18 protein-coding genes and 1 pseudogene are annotated in these 21,750 nt (G+C 60.9%); 11 read left to right on the plus strand and 8 right to left on the minus strand.

The genetic code is table 11. The annotated features are described in order from the left end of the window. Positions 1-419 precede the first annotated feature (419 nt). On the plus strand, positions 420-1,022 hold the full coding sequence (locus C4J85_RS27855; protein WP_005790922.1) for a cold-shock protein: 603 nt from the start codon (positions 420-422) through the stop codon (positions 1,020-1,022). Between the two features lie 71 nt (positions 1,023-1,093). On the opposite strand, the gene C4J85_RS21405 is transcribed toward C4J85_RS27855, so the two are convergent. After that, a complete protein-coding gene (locus C4J85_RS21405; RefSeq protein ID WP_124364187.1) occupies positions 1,094-1,300 on the minus strand; it encodes a SlyX family protein in 207 nt (68 codons plus the stop codon). A 3-nt stretch (positions 1,301-1,303) separates the two neighbouring features. Further along, a complete protein-coding gene (locus tag C4J85_RS21410; protein ID WP_124368168.1) occupies positions 1,304-1,729 on the minus strand; it encodes an HIT domain-containing protein in 426 nt (141 codons plus the stop codon). A gap of 742 nt (positions 1,730-2,471) precedes the next feature. On the opposite strand from C4J85_RS21410, the gene C4J85_RS21415 reads away from it, so the two are divergent. Beyond that, a complete protein-coding gene (locus tag C4J85_RS21415; RefSeq protein WP_124410656.1) occupies positions 2,472-3,752 on the plus strand; it encodes an OprD family porin in 1,281 nt (426 codons plus the stop codon). A gap of 188 nt (positions 3,753-3,940) precedes the next feature. Here the strand turns inward: C4J85_RS21415 and C4J85_RS21420 are convergent, their stop codons facing one another. Both C4J85_RS21420 and C4J85_RS21425 read right to left on the minus strand, forming a co-directional pair. Beyond that, complete coding sequence (locus C4J85_RS21420) at positions 3,941-4,786, minus strand: mechanosensitive ion channel family protein (protein ID WP_124410657.1); 846 nt, start codon at positions 4,784-4,786, stop codon at positions 3,941-3,943. A 136-nt stretch (positions 4,787-4,922) separates the two neighbouring features. Next, the gene (locus C4J85_RS21425; protein WP_003193880.1) at positions 4,923-5,408 is read right to left on the minus strand and encodes a YajQ family cyclic di-GMP-binding protein; all 486 of its coding nucleotides are present in this window, start codon (positions 5,406-5,408) and stop codon (positions 4,923-4,925) included. Positions 5,409-5,531: 123 nt separating this feature from the next. Between C4J85_RS21425 and C4J85_RS21430 the strand changes: the two genes are divergently transcribed. Genes C4J85_RS21430 through C4J85_RS21440 form a run of 3 tightly spaced genes read left to right on the plus strand, consistent with a single transcriptional unit; the run spans position 5,532 to position 9,112 of the window. After that, positions 5,532-6,449, plus strand: coding sequence for a putative 2-dehydropantoate 2-reductase (locus C4J85_RS21430; protein WP_124410658.1), 918 nt, complete (start codon positions 5,532-5,534; stop codon positions 6,447-6,449). Positions 6,450-6,494: 45 nt separating this feature from the next. Next, a complete protein-coding gene (locus C4J85_RS21435) occupies positions 6,495-8,531 on the plus strand; it encodes an ATP-binding protein (RefSeq protein WP_124410659.1) in 2,037 nt (678 codons plus the stop codon). 2 nt (positions 8,532-8,533) lie between these two features. Beyond that, positions 8,534-9,112: a cob(I)yrinic acid a,c-diamide adenosyltransferase gene (locus C4J85_RS21440; protein WP_124410660.1), complete on the plus strand. Its 579-nt coding sequence runs from the start codon at positions 8,534-8,536 to the stop codon at positions 9,110-9,112. 137 nt (positions 9,113-9,249) lie between these two features. Here the strand turns inward: C4J85_RS21440 and C4J85_RS21450 are convergent, their stop codons facing one another. From C4J85_RS21450 to secA, 3 genes are all read right to left on the minus strand, one after another. Continuing rightward, entirely contained in the window at positions 9,250-10,194 is a 945-nt protein-coding gene (locus tag C4J85_RS21450; protein ID WP_124410661.1) for a Nudix family hydrolase, read from the minus strand. 19 nt (positions 10,195-10,213) lie between these two features. Continuing rightward, positions 10,214-11,431 carry a bifunctional glutamate N-acetyltransferase/amino-acid acetyltransferase ArgJ gene (gene argJ, locus C4J85_RS21455; protein WP_124410662.1) on the minus strand — a complete coding sequence of 406 codons (1,218 nt, stop codon included), beginning with the start codon at positions 11,429-11,431 and terminating at the stop codon, positions 10,214-10,216. A 120-nt stretch (positions 11,432-11,551) separates the two neighbouring features. Then, the gene (secA, locus tag C4J85_RS21460) at positions 11,552-14,287 is read right to left on the minus strand and encodes a preprotein translocase subunit SecA (RefSeq protein ID WP_124368176.1); all 2,736 of its coding nucleotides are present in this window, start codon (positions 14,285-14,287) and stop codon (positions 11,552-11,554) included. Between the two features lie 305 nt (positions 14,288-14,592). On the opposite strand from secA, the gene C4J85_RS21465 reads away from it, so the two are divergent. Further along, complete coding sequence (locus tag C4J85_RS21465) at positions 14,593-15,048, plus strand: DUF721 domain-containing protein (RefSeq protein ID WP_124408040.1); 456 nt, start codon at positions 14,593-14,595, stop codon at positions 15,046-15,048. 3 nt (positions 15,049-15,051) lie between these two features. Here C4J85_RS21465 and C4J85_RS21470 read toward each other — a convergent pair whose 3' ends face one another. Further along, complete coding sequence (locus C4J85_RS21470; RefSeq protein WP_124410663.1) at positions 15,052-16,530, minus strand: helicase HerA-like domain-containing protein; 1,479 nt, start codon at positions 16,528-16,530, stop codon at positions 15,052-15,054. Positions 16,531-16,735: 205 nt separating this feature from the next. Here C4J85_RS21470 and C4J85_RS28065 point away from each other — a divergent pair. The 5 genes and pseudogenes from C4J85_RS28065 to C4J85_RS21490 all read left to right on the plus strand — a co-directional run. Further along, positions 16,736-17,767: pseudogene (locus C4J85_RS28065) on the plus strand (cache domain-containing protein); the annotation flags it as partial. Between the two features lie 93 nt (positions 17,768-17,860). Continuing rightward, entirely contained in the window at positions 17,861-18,625 is a 765-nt protein-coding gene (locus C4J85_RS28070) for a methyl-accepting chemotaxis protein (RefSeq protein WP_372237509.1), read from the plus strand. 108 nt (positions 18,626-18,733) lie between these two features. Continuing rightward, positions 18,734-19,846 (plus strand): glycosyltransferase family 1 protein, encoded by a 1,113-nt coding sequence (locus C4J85_RS21480; protein WP_164487886.1) that lies wholly within the window; start codon positions 18,734-18,736, stop codon positions 19,844-19,846. Then, entirely contained in the window at positions 19,839-20,591 is a 753-nt protein-coding gene (locus tag C4J85_RS21485) for a DUF2334 domain-containing protein (RefSeq protein WP_124410666.1), read from the plus strand. Before C4J85_RS21480 ends, C4J85_RS21485 begins: the two co-directional genes overlap by 8 nt. Next, positions 20,579-21,688: a lysylphosphatidylglycerol synthase transmembrane domain-containing protein gene (locus C4J85_RS21490; protein ID WP_124410667.1), complete on the plus strand. Its 1,110-nt coding sequence runs from the start codon at positions 20,579-20,581 to the stop codon at positions 21,686-21,688. The genes C4J85_RS21485 and C4J85_RS21490 overlap by 13 nt, the downstream gene beginning before the upstream one ends. Positions 21,689-21,750 lie beyond the last annotated feature (62 nt).

Here is a 21,750-nt window from a genome sequence, read left to right on the forward strand (position 1 = left end):
TTCAATTGACGAGCATTCATTGATCAGGTGCAGGATCACTCTAGCAAGAGTGCTGGCCGCGTGCAGCCCGACGCACCCAGGCAATGTGCGGCAAATTGCCCCGCACCGGTTGCGAGGGCAGCGGCCGAAGAGCCGGTCATCCTGTAAGAAAAACGCTCGAAAGGCCGCTCGAATTACCTGCACCTGTCTAGGACAAGCCTTCGACGCAAAAATGCCACCTCGATTGCAACACCCCGAAATGCTTGATTTGAGTAGGCACAGCCTTTGCTGTTAAATAGGCGGCGTGTGGCTGCCGTTCATTTCTGCGGCACGTCACATAGGCTGCTACCCGCGCACGTGCCCAACGCCTCCCATTGTTCAGAAGCGAACCGTGCCAGTCAGCTCTTCCTTGTGATCCGTCTTAACGTGAGTTAATCAAAATGTTGAAAATCGTCCACCTGCTAACGGGCGTTGCAGCGTTGCTGCTGTCCTTTATCCCGAGCCTGCAGCCTGAAAGCCTGCCCTACCTGCAACAACACGACGCTCTATACCTGGCCTTGTTCGGCCTTCTCAACCTGACCCTGGCACCGGTAATCCCCTACTGGAACAAAGGCACGCGTCATCAACTGCAAAACCTGGTCAGCGCGCTGCTGGTACTGACCGTCGTTGTTCAAACCCTTACCCTGCTGGCACCCATGCCTGAAGTGGGCGGCCACCCGGCCATCCTGCTCAGCCTGGTAATCGCTGTGGTCGCCATCGTTCTTCACCTGGCCATCAGCTTCTACCGTTCGTCCCCAGCGGCCGCGTCGCAAAACTACGACATGACCAACCGGGATACCGGGACCGTCAAGTGGTTCAACACCTCCAAAGGCTTCGGCTTTATTTCGCGCGACTCGGGTGACGATATCTTCGTCCACTTCCGAGCTATCCGCGGTGAAGGCCACCGCGTCCTGGTCGAAGGCCAGCGCGTGGAGTTCTCGGTGATGAACCGCGACAAAGGCCTGCAAGCTGAAGATGTCATCGCTGCCCTGCCGCGTCGCTGATTCCAGCCTGCGCTGCAAAAAAAACCGCGATCCGGCGTAGGCCGGATCGCGGTTTTTTATTGCACGCTCATTTAATAGTGCGGCGGCGGGGCTTCTTCTTCCGAGGTTTCGAACTGGCCGCCCATCTCTTCCTGGCGCTTGAGCAAGGCGATCATCTGCAATTGCAGGCGCTCCACCGCTTGCTGCTGGGCGACCAGAATATCATTGAGGGTTTCGATGGTGTCGTCCTGGAAAGCCAGGCGGCTTTCCAGGTCGGTGACGCGATCTTGCAGATCCATGGTTCAGTCCTGGGTAAAAATGAAGTCGGCAGGCAATAATTCACGTAATCGGCTGCGGATCGCCGCCACCTGCTCTGCGCTGTAAGGACGGGCCGGATGCTTGCCCCACACCGGCGCCGGCCATGCCACGTCATCGCGCTTGCGCACGATGACATGCACATGCAGCTGGCTGACCACGTTACCCAGCGCGCCGATGTTCATCTTATCGGCGGCCAGGCCTTCGTTCAGCAGCTGTGCGAGGGCGGTCGTTTCCTGCCACAGCGTCTGTTGCTCGGCGACATCCAGTTGAAACACTTCGCTGATACCGTCAATGCGCGGTACCAGGATGAACCAGGGATAATTCGAATCATTGGACAGCAGCAGGCGGCAGAGCGGGAAGTCCCCAATGGCCAATGTGTCTTGATGCAGGCGTTGATCTAAAGCGAACACGTGGGCACTCCGTTCGGCAGGTCAATTACAGGCGCCCAGCATACCGCCGAATGCGCGAGGCTTCACGGCGAATGCGCGAGCGGCCTGAGGCAAACCCATTCCAGGGATGCACCCTTTCGAGGCAGTCGGATGTGTGAACCACGCTAACTCGGGCTTCGAAGGGATGCACCAAAATGACCCACTTGTGCTTCAAAGGGAGTCGGCCGCTACCCACTTATGAGGGTCAATCGGTAACGTTTTGCCAAGGCGCAGGTTTTGCGCGCCACCGCACGACGGTAACACCTGAATGTCGAGCCTGAACCAGACTGCCCGAGAGGCCCGTGTTTATGCGGTTTTTACACTGCCGTAACGTTTTTCACGAAAAAATGACATTCGGTTGGCGCTTTGTGCACGCTTGTTGCATTCACCTCGCTATCGTCGGCAACGACACCTGGGTGGATGCCAGGGTTTCGCGATAAGAAACATTAGCGTTTCAATGTGTACCAGGGACGATTTCAAACTTTGAAGGCGTTTGAAAAGAACATTGAAGTTGTCAGCCTGGTTACCGTCGGGCTGTGATTTGCGACACGGAGCTAGCAATTTACGACAGCCTCGTAAAGAAGCTGAAAGGATAGTTTGGCAAGTATCGTCAACAGCGCCGGTGTGAGATAACTTTGCGCCGACACACATAAAGAAAGAGCCGCCCAGATAAAAATACAGGTGGGACGGCAGTACTCTTCTAAAACCAAAGGAGCAAATCACGATGCGCGTGATGAAGTGGAGCATGATCGCCCTGGCTGTTTCAGCAGGCACCTCGCAGTTCGCAATGGCGTCCGCCCAAGACGATTCCAAGGGCTTTGTTGAAGACAGCACGTTCAGCATCAACACTCGCGCTTTGTACTTCAGCCGCGACTTCCGCAACAACCCGTCGGGCCCGGGCTCCAAGAGCCGTGCGGAAGAAAGCGGCCTGGGCTTCAACGCCTTGTACGAGTCGGGCTTCACCCAAGGCACCATCGGTGTCGGCGTTGACGTGATCGGCCTGATGGGCCTCAAGCTTGACAGCGGCAAGGGCCGTGCCGGCACCGGTCTGTTCCCTACCGGTTCCGACGGTCGTTCGCAAGACGAGTACTCAAAAGGCGGCGGCGCGGTTAAGTTCCGCATTTCCAATACCGTGCTGAAAGTCGGTGACCAATACACCACAGCGCCTGTATTCGCCTCCGATGACAGCCGTTTGCTCCCAGAACTGCCACAAGGTATCTCGATCACCAGCAACGAGATCAAGGGCCTGAAGCTCGAAGGCGGCCATTTCACTTCCAGCGTCGCGCAGAACCAGACCTACCACGACAGCCTGGGCCTGACGAAGACCGACTTCGTCGGCGGCGTCTATGCCTTCACCCCTGAAGTCACTGGCAGCCTGTACTACGCGAAAACCGAAGACTACTTCCGCAAGTACTACAGCAACCTGAACTGGACCCACGCCCTGAGCGATGACCAGTCCTTCGCGCTGGACTTCAACATCTACGACACCAAGAGCGAAGGCGCCGGCCTGCAGCGCGCAGAGAAAGATGGCGTGACCAAGCTCGACAACCGCGCATTCAGCTTGCAGGGCGCGTACACCGTCGGCGCTCACACCTTCACCCTGGCTGCCCAGAAGGTTACCGGTGACGGCGACTACGGCTACGGCGTAGATGGCGGCGGCACTGTATTCCTGGCCAACTCCATCGCCCGTTCCGACTTCAACGCCGAAGGCGAGAAGTCGTACCAGGCACGTTACGACATCAACATGGCGACCTTCGGCGTTCCGGGCCTGAGCTTCATGACGCGTTACGTGACCGGTAGCGGCGCCAACACAGCCACCACCAGCAACGGTAAAGAGTGGGAACGCGACATCGAAGCCAAGTACGTGGTTCAGAGCGGCCCGGCTAAAAACCTCAGCCTGCGTCTGCGCCAAGCGACTTATCGTTCCGGTGATGGCGTTTACTACGGTTCGCCTTCGATCGACGAACTGCGTCTGATCGCGAACTACCCGCTGAACATCTTGTAATCACGCGAGTAATTACAACGATGACTTAAGGTTTCGACCTTGAATAAAAAGCCGCTCCCCTGTTTGCAAGGGAGCGGCTTTTTTATTGCAGTTATATGTCCAACAACGAAATAACTAGCAAGCTAAGTAACTATATGAGCCTGTCGCATTTAACCTGACCTTTCGGCCAACTTGAATGCGAGACTTTCTCACGACTTAGCAGGTGCTTCCTGCATCACGCGAATAACCCGCTGCGGAAACGGAATATCAATCCCCGCCCCTTTCAAACGGTCGCGCGCCAGTTCATTGAGCATAAACACCACATCCCAATAATCCGCCGTATTGGTCCAGCAACGCAGGGACACGGTGATGGAGCTGTCGCCCAGGGTCGATACCACTGCGACGGGCGCCGGGTCGGCCAGCACGCGCGGGTCCCTGGCCAGTTCCAGCAACACTTCACGGGCTTTCTGCAGGTCAGCCTCGTAGTCCACGCCTACGTCAAACACCACCTTGCGGGTCGGCTGGCGGTTGGTGTTGGTGATGATGCCGTTGGACAGGATGCCGTTCGGTACGATCACCGTCTTGTTGTCGCCGGTACGCAGCACCGTGTGGAAAATCTGGATACTGTCGACGGTACCCGAGGTGCCTTGGGCTTCGATCCAGTCACCGATGCGAAACGGACGGAACAACAGGATCAGCACGCCGCCGGCGAAGTTGGCCAGGCTGCCCTGCAAGGCCAGGCCGATCGCCAGGGTAGCGGCACCGATGGCGGCGACGAACGAGGTGGTCGCCACGCCGATCATCGAGGCCACGCTGACGATCAACATGACTTTCAGCGCAATGTTCGCAAGGCTGGTGATGAAGTGCTGCAGCGCCAGGTCGGCGTTACGCACGGCCAGCAAGCGCCCCACTCGGTGGGTAAAGACGTTGATCAGCCACCAACCGATGGCCAGGGTGATAACGGCCAGCAGTACCCGGCTGCCGTATTCCATGATCATCGGGATCCAGGACTGCGAGGTCTTGATCAAGTGATCCACTTCAGCGTTCAAATCCATCTATCTTCTCCTGTTGTGCGGATATGCGGCTTCATTGACTGCCTGAAAACGCAAATGAGCCCCGTAGGGCTCAATTGTAGGCATTGTTGCTGCGGCGTGGGACGTCGAAAACGGCCACAGGTTCCGCAAGGTGCCATCAGTCGCGGAAGTTGTTGAACTGCAGCGGCATGTCGAAGGTCTTGGCGCGCAGGGCCGCGATTGCCTCTTGCAGGTCATCACGCTTCTTGCCGGTGACACGCACCTGTTCACCCTGGATGGCCGCCTGGACTTTCAGCTTGGCATCCTTGATGTGCGCGACGATCTTCTTGGCCAGTTCCTTGTCGATGCCTTCCTTGAGCACGGCTTCCTGCTTCATCAGCTTGCCGGAAGCGTAGGCGTCCTTGACTTCAAGGCACTGCACGTCGATCTTGCGCTTGACCAGGGCCAGCTTGAGGATCTCGATCATCGCTTCCAGCTGGAAATCGGCTTCAGCGGTCAGGTTGACGGTCAGTTCCTTTTCCTTGAATTCGAAGCTGCCCTTGCCTTTCAAGTCATAGCGACGGTCCAGTTCCTTGACGGCGTTCTCGACGGCGTTGGTGACTTCGTGTTTGTCCAGTTCGGATACCACGTCGAACGAAGGCATGTCATTTCTCCAATATAAGGGGCGGGCTCAGTAGAGATGGAGCGCGCCCGAGCTAAAATGCCGGGGCATTATAGCGGTTCTTTCGCCGCGTTCACCGCTGGCGACCTTACGGAGCACACACTGATGTCGACCACCTGGCATATTCTCGGCGCCGGTAGCCTGGGTACCCTCTGGGCCACGCGACTGGCGCGCGCAGGCGTGCCGGTGCGGCTGATCCTGCGCGATCAGGCGCGCCTGGCCAGCTATGCGTCGAGCAACGGCCTGACCCTGGTTGAGCAAGGCGTTGCGCACACCTACCCGGTAATCGGCGAAACACCCGACAGCCCGGAGCCGATCCAGCGCCTGTTAGTGGCGTGCAAAGCCTACGACGCCCAAAGTGCCGTCGCACAGTTACAGCATCGCCTGGCGCCGGACGCGGAACTGATCCTGCTGCAAAACGGCCTCGGCAGCCAGGATGCGGTGGCCGCCCAGTTGCCACAGGCGCGCTGCATCTTTGCCTCCAGCACCGAAGGCGCGTTTCGCGAGGACGAATGGCGTGTGGTGTTTGCCGGCCATGGCTACACCTGGCTGGGGGATGCGGCTCATCCTACCGCGCCGGTGTGGCTGGACGACTTGCAGGCCGCCGCCATCCCCCATGAATGGAGCATCGATATCCTCACACGGCTGTGGCGCAAGCTGGCCCTCAATTGCGCGATCAATCCGTTGACCGTGCTCTATCAGTGCCGCAACGGCGGCCTGCAGGCCCACCAATGTGAAGTCGCCACCCTGTGCGCGGAATTGAGCGAATTGCTGGAGTGCTGCGGCCAGCCTGCGGCTGCGCAAGATTTGCACAGTGAAGTGCAACGGGTGATCCAGGCCACTGCGGCCAACTATTCCTCCATGTACCAGGACGTGGCCAACGCACGGCGTACCGAAATCAGCTACCTGCTGGGCTACGCGTGCCAGGCGGCGGCCCGCCATCAACGGGTACTGCCGCATCTGCAGCAGCTGCAAACGCGCTTGGTCGAGCAGTTGGTTGCACGCGGATTGCCCAGCGACTGAGGCACGCGCTACCCTGCCATATGTCTATTGCCTGCGAAGAACCTGATGCCACTGCGCCAGCGTCTTGAAAACCTACCGGTGGGGCAGAAACTGCTGGCCGCCCTGCTGGTACTGCTGACCACCGTGTTGCTGGTGGCCAACCTGACCTTTATCAGCGCCGCCTACTGGATCTCCCAGGAAAGCATGGCGCCCCAGGCCTTGCAGGCCATCGGTCGGCTGGTGTCCAACCCGGCACTCGCGGCCGAAGCCCTGCAATCCCCGGCCAAGGCCAACGCACTGCTCAATGAGCTGACCAGCTATTCACCGCTGCGCGCCGCCGCCTTGTACGACGGCGAAGGCAATCGCCTGGCGCAGATGCAACACGGCGACCGCCTGCACCTGCCCGACAACTACCGGCATATCGAGGCCTGGCGCCTCACCGAGTTTCGCAGCAACCAGGTCATCACCCTGCCCCGCACCGACCAGCCTTCGGGGCATTTGCTGCTGGTGGCCAGCAGCGAGCTCCCGGTGGCGTTCTATACCGGCACCCTCACCGCAAGCCTGGGCATCCTGATTTTCAGCGTGTTGCTGTGGCTGGTCATCGCCCGGCAGATCAAACGCCTGATCACGCGGCCGATCCATGAACTCGAAGAACTGTCGCGCCAGGTGACGCGCGAAGAGAACTACGCCCTGCGCGCAGGCCCCGGCAACCATGATGAAATCGGCAGCCTGGCGGAAGCGTTCAATACCATGCTGTCGCGCATCGAGGCCCGTGAGCAGCAGCTCAAGCGCGCGCGGGATGATTCCCAGGCGGCCTACGACCAGGCCCAGGGCCTGGCCGAAGAAACCCGCCATACCAACCGCAAGCTGGAACTGGAAGTGCAGGTGCGCAGCAAGATCGAGAAAAAGCTCACCGGTTTTCAGAACTACCTCAACAGCATTATCGACTCGATGCCCTCGGCGCTGATCGCCCTGGATGAACAGCTCTACGTCACCCAGTGGAACCAGGAAGCCACCGCGCTTTCCGGCACGCGCCTGGATGAAGCCCTCAACCAGCCGATCTTCCTCGCGTTCCAACCGCTCAAGCCGTACCTGCCGCAGATCAAGGCCACGGTGGAACAGCACACGGTGGAGCGGATCGAGCGGGTCACCTGGGTCAAGGACGACGAGCCAAAGCATTACGCCCTGACGTTCTACCCGTTGATGGGCGGCGCCGGGCGCGGCGTGGTGATCCGTATCGATGACATCACCCAGCGCCTGTCCTTGGAAGAAATGATGGTGCAATCGGAAAAAATGCTCTCGGTCGGCGGCCTGGCTGCTGGCATGGCCCATGAAATCAACAACCCGCTGGGGGCTATCCTGCACAACGTGCAGAACATTCGGCGCCGCCTGTCACCCGACCTGCCCAAGAACCTGGAACACGCCGAACAGGCGGGCATCGAGCTGGCGCTGGTCAATCACTACCTGCAAGGCCGCGAAGTCCCGCAGTTGCTGGATGGGATTCAACAGGCCGGCGCGCGTGCAGCGAAAATCGTCACCCACATGCTCAGCTTCAGCCGGCGCAGCAACCGGCAAATGGCCCCCTGCGATTTGCCGGCCTTGATCGACCAGGCCGTGGAGATCGCCGGTAACGATTTCGACCTGGCCATCGGTTTCGATTTCAAGGGCCAGGCGATCATCCGCCAGTTCGACCCGCAACTGGGGCCCGTGCCCGGCACGGCCAACGAACTGGAGCAGGTGCTGCTCAACCTGCTGAAAAACGCCGCCCAGGCGATTCACCTGCGTGAAGACGGCAGCGAGCCTGGGCGAATCATCCTGCGCACCCGCCTCAACCCGCCCTGGGCCGAGATCCAGGTGGAAGACAATGGCATCGGCATGAGCGAAAACGTGCGCAAACGCACCTTCGAGCCGTTCTTCACCACCAAGGAGATCGGCCAGGGCACCGGGCTTGGGTTGTCGGTGTCATATTTCATCATCACCAATAACCACAAGGGCCAGATGGAAGTGCATTCCACCCTGGGCCAAGGCACCTGTTTCACCTTGCGCCTGCCACTGGCCGGCAGCCAATTGTCCCCCGCAGAACTCACCCAACTGGAGCAATGACCATGGGCTTTCGCCTGTCGAAGATCTACACCCGCACCGGTGACCAGGGCGAAACCGGCCTCGGCGACGGTCGCCGCGTGCCCAAGGATCACCCACGGGTGGAGGCCATTGGCGAGGTGGATACGCTGAACAGCCAGTTGGGGTTGTTATTGGCCAACCTGGAGGAGCAGAGCGGCAAGCACCCCGAACTGAACGATGTGGTGGAGGTGCTCACACCCTGCCAGCATCGCTTGTTCGATCTGGGCGGCGAGCTGGCCATGCCGGTGTACAAGGCGTTGAATGCAGCGGAAGTGGATCGGCTGGAAGCAGCGATCGATCGCTGGAATGAAGAGGTGGGGCCACTGGAAAATTTCATCCTGCCCGGCGGCTCAGCGCTGATCGCCCAGGCCCATGTGTGCCGCAGCCTGGCGCGCAGTGCCGAACGCCGCTGTCAGCAGTTGAATGCGCTGGAGCCGTTGGAAGGGGTTGGGTTGGCGTATATCAATCGATTGTCGGATCTGCTGTTTGTAGCGGCCAGGGTGATTGCCAAGCGCCAGGGGGTTGCCGAGGTGTTGTGGCAGGCGGCGGCGAAGCCCCATTGATCGTTTTCAGGTGCCTGTTGATCGTTCCCACGCTCTGCGTGGGAATGCCGCCCGGGACGCTCCGCGTCCGCCTTTAAAGTCATGACGCAGAGCGTCACAGCATGCGTTACCACGCGGAGCGTGGGAACGATCATGCTTCAAGCTTGCGGCCAAAATGCCCGAATCCCCGCAACACCTTGCGCTCCAGCCGCCCAAGCCTGCTCCCGCTGCGCAGGCCCAACCCCGCCCAACAGAAACACCGGCTTGCTGAACCCACGGATCAGCTCGGCCGCCTGTTCCCAACCCAACGGCTGAGCCTCGGGATGAGTCTCGGTCGGCTGAACCGGCGACAGCGTGACGAAGTCCACATCCATCAACTGCGCCAGCGCCAGTTCTTCAGCGTTGTGACACGAGGCCGCCAACCAACGGTCCTTCGGCAGCGGTCGGCCCTTGCTCGCGTATTTACGCAATTGCGCCGAGGTCATGTGCCAGCCAGCCGCTGGAAAATCCCCCAGCCATTCGAACGGCCCCTTGAGCATCAACTGCGCCTTGCCCGCACACAGCCCCACGGCGTCCACGGCGAGGTCGCGGTATTTGGGGTCGTAACCGTTGGGCGCGCGCAGTTGAACCAGCTTGATGCCGCCGGCGATGGCTGTTTGAAGGCCACGCAACAAAGGCCCGGTTTCCAGCTCACCGGGCGTGATCAGGTAGTCGGCAGGCAGACGCGCTGCCGCGACAATAGGCGCGTTAGCCGCTGGAAACTCATAGTTGATCAGGTCCCGCGGGGCCACCCACTCCAGAGGCTGCCCTTCGACCCCGTGGGGCTCGCCGGTAAGGGCCGAGACTTCCCAGACATCCAGCAACACCTGCTTGTCCGGGTAGTCATGCTGCACCTGAATCAACGGCCGCGCCGTGGTGACCTGGATGCCCAGCTCTTCCTTCAACTCACGGGACAAGGCCGTGGCGACTGACTCGTCAGCCTCCACCTTGCCGCCGGGAAACTCCCAGAGGCCGCCTTGATGCTGGGTATCGGCGCGGCGTGCCAGCAGGATCCTGCCATCGACACCGCGGATCACCGCTGCTGCTACATGCACTCGTTTCACCGCCGATTTCCTCCGGGTTTCAGGTGCGATATTCCGCGTTGATCTTCACGTATTCGTGGGACAGGTCCGTGGTCCAGATGGTTTCGCTGCAGTCGCCGCGCCCCAACTCGATGCGGATGGTGATCTCTTCCTGCTGCATCACCGCCGAGCCCTGGGCTTCGGTGTAGGTGTCGGCGCGGGCGCCACGGCTGGCAATGCACACGTCGCCGAGGAAGACGTCGATCTTGCTCACATCCAGATCAGGCACGCCGGCACGACCAACGGCCGCGAGGATACGGCCCCAGTTCGGGTCGGAAGCGAACAAGGCGGTCTTGATCAGCGGCGAGTGCGCCACGGTATAACCCACGTCCAGGCACTCCTGGTGGTTGCCGCCGCCGTTGACTTCAACGGTGACAAACTTGGTAGCGCCCTCACCGTCACGCACGATGGCCTGGGCCACATCCATGCACACTTCGAATACCGCCTGCTTCAATGCGGCGAACAGCGGGCCTTCGGTGGAGGTGATCTCCGGCAGGTTGGCCTGGCCGGTGGCGATCAGCATGCAGCAGTCGTTGGTGGACGTGTCACCGTCGATGGTGATGCGGTTGAACGACTTGTTGGCGCCGTCCAGCATCAGGCGTTGCAATACATCGCGGGAGACTTTGGCGTCGGTGGCGATATAGCCGAGCATGGTGGCCATGTTCGGACGGATCATGCCTGCGCCCTTGCTGATACCGGTCACGGTGACGGTCACGCCATCGTGCACGAACTGCCGGCTTGCGCCTTTGGGCAAGGTGTCGGTAGTCATGATGCCGGTGGCTGCAGCCGCCCAGTTATCCACAGACAGGTCATCCAGCGCGGCTTGCAGGGCGCCTTCGATTTTCTCCACCGGCAGCGGCTCACCGATCACGCCGGTGGAATACGGCAGCACCTGGCTCGCATCCACGCCGGTCAGCTGGGCCAGCTTGGCGCACGTGCGCGCAGCCGCCACCAGGCCAGGCTCGCCGGTACCGGCGTTGGCGTTGCCGGTGTTGGTCAGCAGGTAACGAATCGACCCGGCCACACGTTGCTTGGCCAGAATCACCGGCGCGGCGCAAAAAGCGTTGAGGGTGAACACACCGGCGACGGTCGAGCCTTCGGCGCAGCGCATCACCACCACATCCTTGCGCCCCGCACGCTTGATGCCGGCCGAAGCGATACCGAGTTCAAAACCGGCGACCGGGTGCAATGTGGGCAAAGGACCAAGACCAACAGCCATGTATGCGCTCCTTGAAGAGATGATGTGTGTGCCGTCGCTATCGACGGGGGATTAATGGCAAAACGCCGCGACGGCTGATGCCGGTCGCGGCGTGGGGTGTTGCAGCGTCAGGCGAAAATCTTATTCGATCTGGCCGTGGCAGTGTTTGAATTTCTTACCCGAACCGCAGTAGCACAGCTCATTGCGGCCCAGCTTCTGGTCATTGCGCACCGGGGTTTGAGCCAGGGCCACATCGACCTCTTCGCCCAACACCTCCGGTGCGTCCAGGCCCGGCGCTTCGTCGTGCTGGAACTGCATGCGCGCAGCCAGTGCCTCGGCTTCCTGGCGCAGGCGCGCTTCTTCCTCGATCGGGTCTTCGCGACGCACCTGAACGTGGGACAGCACGCGGATCGAATCGCGCTTGATCGAATCCAGCAGCTCGGAGAACAACGTGAACGACTCGCGCTTGTACTCCTGCTTCGGGTTTTTCTGGGCGTAGCCACGCAAATGGATACCGTGGCGCAGGTGGTCCATAGTCGACAGGTGGTCTTTCCACAGGTCGTCCAGCACGCGCAGCACGATTTGCTTCTCGAAGGTGCGCAAGGCTTCGGCACTCGCCTGCTCTTCTTTCTCGTTGTACGCAGCCAGCAATTCGGCCATCAGTTTTTCGCGCAGGGTTTCTTCGTACAGGTGATCGTCTTCGTCCAGCCACTGCTGAACCGGCAAGTCGACGCCAAAATCGCTCTTCAACGCGGCTTCCAGACCGGCCACATCCCACTGCTCAGGCAGCGACTGTGGCGGGATATGCGCGCTGACCGTGGCGTTGAGCACGTCCTGACGGAAGTCAGCGATGGTCTCGCCAATGTTGTCGGCGGCCAGCAACGTGTTACGCATGTGATAAATCACTTTACGCTGTTCGTTGTTGACGTCGTCGAACTCGAGCAGTTGTTTACGAATGTCGAAGTTACGCCCTTCTACCTTGCGCTGGGCCTTCTCGATGGCGTTGGTCACCATGCGGTGCTCGATCGCTTCACCGGACTGCATGCCCAGGGCCTTCATGAAGTTCTTCACCCGATCCGAGGCGAAGATACGCATCAGGCTGTCTTCCAGGGACAGGTAGAAACGGCTGGAACCGGCATCACCCTGGCGACCGGCACGACCGCGCAACTGGTTGTCGATACGGCGCGACTCGTGACGCTCGGACGCGATCACCTGCAAACCGCCGGACTCGAGCACGGCCTGGTGGCGTTTCTGCCAGTCAGCCTTGATCTGGGCGATCTGCTCAGGGGTCGGGTTGTCGAGCGAGGCCACTTCCACTTCCCAGTTGCCGCCCAACAGGATGTCGGTACCACGACCGGCCATGTTGGTGGCGATGGTCAGGGCGCCGGGGCGACCGGCCTGGGCGATGATCTCGGCTTCTTTTTCGTGGAACTTGGCGTTGAGCACCTTGTGCTCGATGCCTTCCTTGTTGAGCAGGTTGGACACATGCTCGGACGTCTCGATGGTCGCGGTACCCACCAGGATCGGGCGGCCTTTGGCCAGGCCGTCCTTGATGTCATTGATGATCGCCGCGTATTTCTCTTCGGCAGTCAGGAACACCAGGTCGTTATAGTCTTTACGCGCCAGGGGCTTGTTCGGCGGGATAACCACCACCGACAGGCCATAGATCTGATGGAATTCGAACGCTTCGGTGTCGGCCGTACCGGTCATGCCGGACAGTTTGTTGTACAGACGGAAGTAGTTCTGGAAGGTGGTGGACGCCAACGTCTGGCTTTCGGCCTGGATGTTGAGCATTTCCTTGGCTTCGATGGCCTGGTGCAGGCCTTCGGACAAGCGACGACCGGGCATGGTGCGGCCGGTGTGTTCGTCGACCAGGACGACCTGGCCGTCCTGGACAATGTATTCGACGTTGCGGTGGAACAGCTTGTGGGCGCGCAGGCCGGCATATACGTGGGTCAGCAGGCCCAGGTTGTGAGCCGAGTACAGGCTTTCTCCTTCGGCCAGCTCACCGATCTGGGTCAGCATTTCTTCAACGAACTGGTGGCCGGCCTCGTTGAGTTCGACCTGGCGGGTCTTCTCGTCGATGGTGAAGTGGCCTTCTTTGGTCACCACGCCTTCGACTTCCTCGATGTGCTGCTCAAGGCGCGGGATCAACTTGTTGATCTCGGTATACAGCCGCGAGCTGTCTTCGGCCTGGCCGGAGATGATCAGCGGGGTACGGGCTTCGTCGATGAGGATGGAGTCGACTTCGTCGATCACGGCAAAGTTGAGTTCGCGCTGGAATTTTTCATCCATGCTGAACGCCATGTTGTCGCGCAGGTAGTCGAAACCGAATTCGTTGTTGGTACCGTAGGTAATGTCGCAAGCGTAGGCGGCGCGCTTTTCTTCGGGCGGCTGGAACGGCGTCACTACGCCGACGGTCAGGCCGAGGAATTCATACAGCGGGCGCATCCAGTTGGCGTCCCGGCGAGCCAGGTAGTCGTTCACCGTCACAACGTGCACGCCCTTGCCGGACAGTGCGTTCAGGTAAACACCCAGGGTTGCCACCAGGGTCTTGCCTTCACCGGTACGCATTTCGGCAATCATGCCTTCGTGCAAGGTCATGCCGCCGATCAACTGGACGTCGAAGTGGCGCATGCCCATGACGCGCTTACCGGCTTCACGGGCGACCGCAAAGGCTTCGGGGAGCAGCTTGTCGAGGGTTTCACCTTTGGCTATGCGGGCCTTGAACTCTTCGGTCTTGGCGCGCAATTGCTCATCCGACAGGGCAACCATCTGCTCTTCGAAGGCATTGACCAGCTGCACCGTCTTGAGCATGCGTTTGACTTCGCGCTCATTCTTGCTTCCAAAAAGTTTCTTTAACAAAGGCGCAAACATATCGGCAGGTTCTTCCACACATAGGGATGGAGGGCGCACCGTGAGTGGCCCGAGCAGCCCTCACGGCCGCATGCGAACGCGCATTCTACCCGGAATCGTGGGTGAGGAAAGTGGCGTTGTTCCCCGATGCGGGCACGGCGCTGTGAGAGGGCTTGTTTAAAATAAGGGCTTTTGGCGGAACTTCAACCCATGAAAGGCAGAAGTTACTTATTGATTTCATGAGAAAAGCCCTGCCCTTGCAGGGTCTCGGGGCTCACCGGCGCTTTCTGCTAAGATGACGGCTCTGTTACTTAAGGTGTCTAGACATGGCATTTCGCCCTCTTACAGCCCGCGCTCCCGGCGTGTTGCTTCGCGAAGCCAAGCCGCTGAAAGCCATCTTTGGCCACGCGCAACGCCTGGCGCATTTGCAACGCCTGCTCGAAAGCCAGCTGCAACCGGCCGCACGCGAACATTGTCATGTGGCGTCCTGGCGCGAAGGCAACTTGCTATTAATTGTCACTGACGGGCATTGGGCCACCCGTTTGCGTTATCAGCAAAAACGCTTGCAACGCCAATTGATGGTGTTCGATGAGTTTGCCGGCCTGACGCGCATCCAGTTCAAAGTGCAGCCGCCTACAGTGCTGCGAAGCACGGCCGGACATACGCTGGACCTGTCGGAACAGGCAGCCGAAACCCTCCAGGCCACCGCCGAAGGGATCAGCGATCCGGGTTTGCGCGCGGCGCTGGAGCGGCTGGCCGCCCATGCCAGGCCCAAATCCTGAGTCTTACTTGCGCTTGCTGCCACCCAGCAGCGAGCCCAACAAGCCACGCACCAACTGCCGCCCCATCTGATTGGCGGCCTGCTGCATGGCGGATTTCAGCGCCTTGCCTGCCGTGGTGCCCAGGAACGCACCGGCTTTGTCGGTGAAGCTGGGTTCTTCGGTCGCCGGCTTGGCCTCCTCGGTCGGCCCCAATTCTTTGCGCGCCATCAGCACTTCGTAGGCCGATTCGCGGTCAATCGGCTTGTCATAACGGCCCTGCAGCGGCGAACTGGCGACCAACGCCGCACGCTCGGCCTCGGTGAGCGGCCCGATCCGCGACTGTGGCGGTGCGACCAATACGCGCTGGACCACCTCCGGCGTGCCTTTTTCCTGCAGGGTACCCACCAGCGCCTCACCGGTGCCCAACTCGGTCAGCACCGCCAAGGCATCGAATGCCGGGTTGGGCCGGAAACCGTCCGCCACCGCCCGCAGGGATTTTTGCTCTTTGGTGGTGAATGCGCGCAGGCCATGCTGGATACGTAGCCCCAACTGCGCCAGCACCGTGTCAGGCAAATCCCCCGGAGATTGAGTGACGAAGTACACCCCCACCCCTTTGGAGCGAATCAGCCGCACCACCTGTTCCAAACGGTCCTGCAACGCCTTGGGCGTATCGGCGAACAACAGATGCGCCTCGTCGAAAAACAGCGCCAGCAGCGGCTTTTCGGCATCACCGCGCTCCGGCAGCTGCTCGAACAGTTCCGCCAACAGCCACAGCAGGAACGTGGCATAGACCTTCGGCGCGTCATGCACCAGGCGGCTGGCGTCCAGCAAGTGGATACGGCCGCGCCCGTCGCTGGCGGGCTGCAGAATGTCCTCGAGCTGCAGGGCCGGCTCGCCAAACAGGGCTTCGGCGCCCTGCTGCTCCAGCACCGCCAGGCGCCGCAACAACGCCTGGCTGGAACCGGTGGTCATCAACGCCGCATCGTCGCCCAGCAGTTCAGGGTGATAACGCAGGTGGTTGAGCAGTGCCTTGAGGTCTTTAAGGTCCAGCAGCAACAGGCCCTCACGGTCGGCCACCTTGAAGGTCGCGTACAGCGCCGATTGTTGGCTGTCGGTGAGTTCCAGCAGGCTGCCGAGCAACAACGGGCCCATTTCGCTGATGGTCGTGCGCAATGGATGACCGGACTGCCCGTGGATATCCCACAACGTAACCGGATAAGCCTTCGGTGCGTAATTAAGGAAGGGCATCCCGGCAATGCGTTCGGCGACTTTGCCCTGGGGACTGGCCGCTGCGCCCAGGCCGCACAGGTCACCCTTGATGTCGGCGGCGAATACCGCCACGCCGGCATCACTGAAGGCTTCCGCCAGGCGCTGCAAGGTGACGGTCTTGCCGGTGCCCGTGGCGCCGGCGATCAACCCATGCCGGTTGGCCAGGCGCATGGGCTGGGCGATGGGCTGGCCGTCTGGGCCGGCACCGATAAGCAGTTGTGTGGAGTCAGGCATTTCGTCACCTTTGGTTAATCTTTAATGCAGCCAGGTCGATACAGGCACTGTGAGACCCACAAAATCTAAAAACAGGACAGATATTTCCCACAGAGCCCCCTGGCGCTAGCACCAGAAGTATCACACCTTTTTTTGACGCTGCCATTTTTGCGCATCCCCTAAAGACGCGCCTCGGATATCAAGACCTTAGCGGACCCTACAAGCCATGAATAAAAACCTGCGCTTCAGCCATAAAATTTTGCTTGCAGCCTCCCTTATCGTCATCGCCGCCTTCGCGTTATTTACCCTCTATAACGACTACCTCCAGCGCAACGCGATCCGTGACGACCTCGATAACTACCTGCATGAAATGGGCGACGTCACCGCCGGCAGTATTCAGACCTGGCTCACCGGGCGCATCGCCCTGGTAGAAAATGCCGCGCAGAATATTGCCCTCAGCCCCGAACCTTCGGTGGTTGCCAGCCTGCTGGAACAGAAAGCGCTGACATCGTCGTTCATGGCAACCTACGTCGGCGACAGCCAGGGCACCTTCACCATCCGCCCTGACACCAAGATGCCCGACGGTTTCGACCCGCGCGTTCGCCCCTGGTACAAAGGCGCCCAGGCCAGCAACGGCTCGACCTTGACCGAACCCTATATCGACGCGGCAACGGGGCAACTGATTATTTCCATCGCCACCCCGAGTGCCAAGGCCGGCCAGAGCATCGGCGTGGTGGGCGGCGACCTGAGCCTGCAAACCCTGGTGGACAACATTGGCGCGCTGGATTTCGGCGGCATGGGTTACGCCTTTTTAGTCAGCGCCGACGGCAAAGTGCTGGTGCACCCGGACAAGGCCCTGGTGATGAAAACCCTGGCTGACGTGTACCCGAAAGACACACCGAAGATCAGCGCTGCCTTCAGCGAAGTGCAGGCCAATGGCAAGACCAATATCGTCACGTTCACCCCGATCAAGGGCCTGCCGTCGGTGAACTGGTACCTGGGTATTTCGGTGGATAAAGCCAAGTCCTTCGCCATGCTCAGTGAATTCCGCACCTCGGCGGTCATCGCTACCATCATCGCCGTGGTGATCATCATCGCCTTGCTGGGCATGTTGATCCGCGTGTTGCTACAACCGCTGCACGTGATGACCCGGGCCATGCAGGACATCGCCGACGGCGAAGGCGACCTGACCCGACGCCTGACCATCCAGAACAACGACGAGTTCGGCACCCTGGGTACTGCGTTCAACCGTTTCGTGGAGCGCATTCATACCTCGATCCGCGAGGTGTCGTCGGCTACCGAGCAAGTCAATGAAGTGGCACTGCGGGTGGTCAGCGCGTCCAACTCGTCGATGGTCAATTCAGACGAACAGGCCAACCGCACCAACAGCGTCGCCGCTGCCATCAACCAACTGGGCGCCGCTGCCCAGGAGATCGCCCGCAACGCGGCGCAAGCCTCCAATCAGGCCAGTGATGCGCGGCATTTGGCCGAAGACGGCCAGCAAGTGGTAGAGCGCAATATCAAGGCAATGACCCAGCTGTCGACCATGATCAGCGCCTCCAGCACCAATATCGAGGCGCTGAACAGCAAGACGGTGAATATCGGCCAGATTCTTGAAGTGATCACCAGTATTTCCCAGCAAACCAACTTGCTCGCGCTCAACGCTGCCATCGAAGCCGCGCGTGCCGGTGAGGCCGGCCGCGGCTTCGCGGTGGTGGCCGATGAGGTGCGCAACCTGGCGCATCGCACCCAGGAATCGGCGCAACAGGTGCAGAAGATGATCGAGGAGTTGCAAGTCGGCGCCCGGGATTCGGTGAGCACCATGAGTGAAAGCCAGCGCCACAGCCAGGACAGCCTGGAGATCGCCAACCTGGCCGGCGAGCGCTTGAACAGCGTGACTCAGCGCATTGGCGAGATCGACGGCATGAACCAGTCCGTGGCCACCGCCACCGAAGAGCAGACCTCGGTGGTGGAGTCGATCAATATGGACATCACCGAAATCAACACCCTCAACCAGGAAGGCGTGGAAAACCTGCAATCGACCCTGCGCGCCTGCTCGGACCTCGAACGGCAAGCCGCACGCTTGAAGCAAATGGTGGGCAGCTTCCGCATCTGAGGCGATGGTGGGAGGGGGCTTGCGCCCTCCCACAGCCAATCCCGATCGAACATCTATCCTTAGCTCAGGTCCACGTTAAGAGAGCAATGGATCGGAGGGATGTTCATCGTGCATATCGCTGACATAACCATGTTCTACGCCCCGGCCAGCGGTGGCGTACGCACTTATCTGGACGCCAAGCACCGGCGCCTGGCGCTCAAGCCCGGGATTCGCCACAGCCTGTTGGTGCCTGGCGCCCATTTGAGCGAGCGGGACGGGATTTTCGAGGTGCCGGCGCCACCGCTGCCCTTCGGCAAGGGTTATCGCTTCCCCCTGCGCTTGGCTCCCTGGCGAAATGTCCTGCACGATTTACAGCCGGATCTGATCGAAGTCGGCGATCCGTACCTGACCGCCTGGGCCGCCCTCGACGCACGGCGCCAGCTGGATGTGCCAGTCATCGGTTTTTACCACTCCGACCTACCGCTGCTGGTGCGTAACCGCATGGGCGCCTGGTTTACCCCCAACGTCGAAGCCTATGTCAGCAAACTCTATGGGAATTTTGACCGAGTACTGGCCCCCAGCCAGGTGATGGCCGACAAACTCACTGGGCTTGGGGTGAAAAACGTCTTCGTACAACCCCTGGGCGTCGACCTGCAAACCTTCACCCCCGCCGTACGCGACCCCGGCCTGCGCGCCGAACTGGGGATTGCTGAAGACACCCGGCTGCTGATTTTCGCCGGGCGTGGTTCCAAGGAGAAAAACCTGCCGGTGCTGCTCAATTGCATGAAACGCCTGGGCGAAGGTTACCACTTGTTGCTGGTGGGCTCCGGCATGCCGGCCAGCGTGCCGGACAACGTCACCGTCGTCGATGGCTTCGTCCCGGCCAATCATGTTGCCCGCTTGATGGCCAGCGCCGACGCGTTGCTGCACGGCGGCGACCAGGAAACCTTCGGCCTGGTGATTCTGGAAGCCATGGCCTGTGGCATCCCGGTGGTCGCCGTTGCGGCCGGCGCCTTCACTGAGATCGTTGACGAGCGCTGTGGCCTGCTCTGCGCGCCCAACAACCCCAAGGCGATGGCCGATGCGGTACGCGAACTGTTTGGCGCCGACAGTCGCCGCCTCGGGGAACAGGCTCGGCGCCATGTCGAACAGCAGTATGCGTGGGATGCAGTAGTGGACAGCCTGCTGGGGCATTACCACGCCGTGCTGGGCACGCACAAACCGATGCTCGCCCATGGCTGAACGTTCGGTCATGCTGGTGCTGCACGATGTGGCGCCGAACACCTGGGCCGATTACCGGCCTTTTGTCGAGGCCGTCGATGCCATCGGCAATGTGCCTATCACCTGGCTGGTCGTCCCGGACTTCCATCACCATAACGCCCTGGACGCGCACGGTGACTTCCGGCGCCTGCTTGATAGCCGCGTAGCCAGAGGCGATGAACTGACCTTGCACGGCTACTACCACTGCGACGAACAACCCCCGCCGCGCACGCCAAAAGAATGGTTCATGCGGCGCATCTATACCCATGAGGGCGAGTTCTACCAGTTGTCCGAGGCCGAGGCGTTGCAGCGCCTGAGTGACGGCATTGAGGTATTCCAGCGCAATGAGTGGCCGCTGCAAGGGTTTGTCGCACCCGCCTGGCTGATGAGCGAAGGCACTCGGCTGGCGCTGCGCCAGTTGCCGCTCGGCTATACCAGCGACCCGCAGCATTTGTATCGGCTGCCTGACTTCACACGCATCCATGCCCCTGGCCTAGTGTGGAGCGCGCGCAGTGCGTGGCGCCGGGGCCTGTCCAAAGTGCTCAGCGACCGCCGCGAACAGCGCTGGCAGACGGCCCCGGTGATTCGACTCGGCTTGCACCCCGTGGACATGCGCCACGGGTTTTCCCGTCATTATTGGCTGCAAACCCTGCAGCGCCTGCTCGAGGACGGACGCACGCCACGGACCAAGGCCGCCTGGCTGTCGACGCTGCCATGCGCCGACTGATCTGGCTGGTGCTGGCGCTGATAGTCGCGCTGGTGATTCCCGTGTGGCTCGGGGGCGGCGAAACCGTTGCGCGCCTGCGGCAGTTCCCCCTGCCCCAGTTACTGGCGATGTTTGCCATGATCATCGGCTGCTGGTTGATCAACAGCCTGCGCCTGCGCTTGTTGCTTGGCGAACAGCGCGGCCGGTTGGGATGGCGTAAAAGCCTGGGCGTGGTGATATCGACCGAGTTCGCGATGTGCGCGACGCCTGGGGGCAGCGGCGGGCCGCTGACGTTGATGGGCCTGCTGGCACGCAATGGCATACGCCCCGCCCACGGCAGCGCGGTGTTCGCCATGGACCAACTGAGCGACTTGCTGTTTTTTCTCTGCGCACTGGTGGGCATCGTGCTGTATGCGCTGTTCCACAGCCTCAGCCCGCGCCTGGAATGGCTGCTGGGGCTCAGTGCCGTATCGATGGTGGGTGGCGTCGTCGTTGGCCTGCTGGTGGTGCGCTTTCATCGTCGGCTGATTCGCCTGGCCGGGTTGGCACTCAAAGCCTTGCACGTGCGTGTCAGCACCCGTCGGCGCTGGGCTCGCCGGTTGCTGCGCTTCCTCGCGGCATTCAGCCAAACCCTGAAATTGCCTTGGCACACGCTGCTCGGGGTGTTTGCGCTGACCAGCCTGCATTGGCTATTACGCTATAGCGTGTTGTACCTGGCGCTACGCGGCCTGGGGGGTGACGTGCAGTGGGCCTGGAGTTTCCTGATCCAGATGCTGTCGTTGACCGCAGGGCAATTCAGCCTGTTGCCAGGCGGGGCCGGGGCGGCGGAGTTGACGTCGGCGGCATTGCTGGCGCCGATGGTGGGCAAATCCACGGCGGCGGCGGCGATTCTGATCTGGCGGGCAGTGACCTACTACTTCTATCTGCTGGCCGGTGCGCCAGTGTTTTTGCTGATGGTGGGCAAACCGCTGCTCAAACGTCTTTTTCAGGGGCAGGAGGCGCCTTCTCAGGTGCCTGTAACTGCTCCCACAACTGGGCAGCGCCAGGAAAGTCAGTACCATCATCGGCACCCAGCGCGTCCGGGTCGTAGCGACTCAGACACCCCTCGCCCAGGGTAGCCGGTGGCCTGGAAGTCGCCTTATCGAGTGGGTCGGTCATGGTCGCGTCCTGAAATAAAAAG

Origin of the sequence: Pseudomonas sp. R4-34-07, from assembly GCF_003852375.1 — a bacterium.
Classification (GTDB): domain Bacteria; phylum Pseudomonadota; class Gammaproteobacteria; order Pseudomonadales; family Pseudomonadaceae; genus Aquipseudomonas.

What these genes read in the sequence shown, in the direction of transcription:
- C4J85_RS27855 (WP_005790922.1), top strand. Translation starts at nt 420, where the DNA reads ATGTTGAAAATCGTCCACCTGCTAACGGGCGTTGCAGCGTTGCTGCTG.
- C4J85_RS21405 (WP_124364187.1), bottom strand. Translation starts at nt 1,300, where the DNA reads ATGGATCTGCAAGATCGCGTCACCGACCTGGAAAGCCGCCTGGCTTTC.
- C4J85_RS21415 (WP_124410656.1), top strand. Translation starts at nt 2,472, where the DNA reads ATGCGCGTGATGAAGTGGAGCATGATCGCCCTGGCTGTTTCAGCAGGC.
- C4J85_RS21420 (WP_124410657.1), bottom strand. Translation starts at nt 4,786, where the DNA reads ATGGATTTGAACGCTGAAGTGGATCACTTGATCAAGACCTCGCAGTCC.
- C4J85_RS21425 (WP_003193880.1), bottom strand. Translation starts at nt 5,408, where the DNA reads ATGCCTTCGTTCGACGTGGTATCCGAACTGGACAAACACGAAGTCACC.
- C4J85_RS21430 (WP_124410658.1), top strand. Translation starts at nt 5,532, where the DNA reads ATGTCGACCACCTGGCATATTCTCGGCGCCGGTAGCCTGGGTACCCTC.
- C4J85_RS21435 (WP_124410659.1), top strand. Translation starts at nt 6,495, where the DNA reads ATGCCACTGCGCCAGCGTCTTGAAAACCTACCGGTGGGGCAGAAACTG.
- C4J85_RS21440 (WP_124410660.1), top strand. Translation starts at nt 8,534, where the DNA reads ATGGGCTTTCGCCTGTCGAAGATCTACACCCGCACCGGTGACCAGGGC.
- argJ (WP_124410662.1), bottom strand. Translation starts at nt 11,431, where the DNA reads ATGGCTGTTGGTCTTGGTCCTTTGCCCACATTGCACCCGGTCGCCGGT.
- secA (WP_124368176.1), bottom strand. Translation starts at nt 14,287, where the DNA reads ATGTTTGCGCCTTTGTTAAAGAAACTTTTTGGAAGCAAGAATGAGCGC.
- C4J85_RS21465 (WP_124408040.1), top strand. Translation starts at nt 14,593, where the DNA reads ATGGCATTTCGCCCTCTTACAGCCCGCGCTCCCGGCGTGTTGCTTCGC.
- C4J85_RS21470 (WP_124410663.1), bottom strand. Translation starts at nt 16,530, where the DNA reads ATGCCTGACTCCACACAACTGCTTATCGGTGCCGGCCCAGACGGCCAG.
- C4J85_RS28070 (WP_372237509.1), top strand. Translation starts at nt 17,861, where the DNA reads ATGGTCAATTCAGACGAACAGGCCAACCGCACCAACAGCGTCGCCGCT.
- C4J85_RS21485 (WP_124410666.1), top strand. Translation starts at nt 19,839, where the DNA reads ATGGCTGAACGTTCGGTCATGCTGGTGCTGCACGATGTGGCGCCGAAC.
- C4J85_RS21490 (WP_124410667.1), top strand. Translation starts at nt 20,579, where the DNA reads ATGCGCCGACTGATCTGGCTGGTGCTGGCGCTGATAGTCGCGCTGGTG.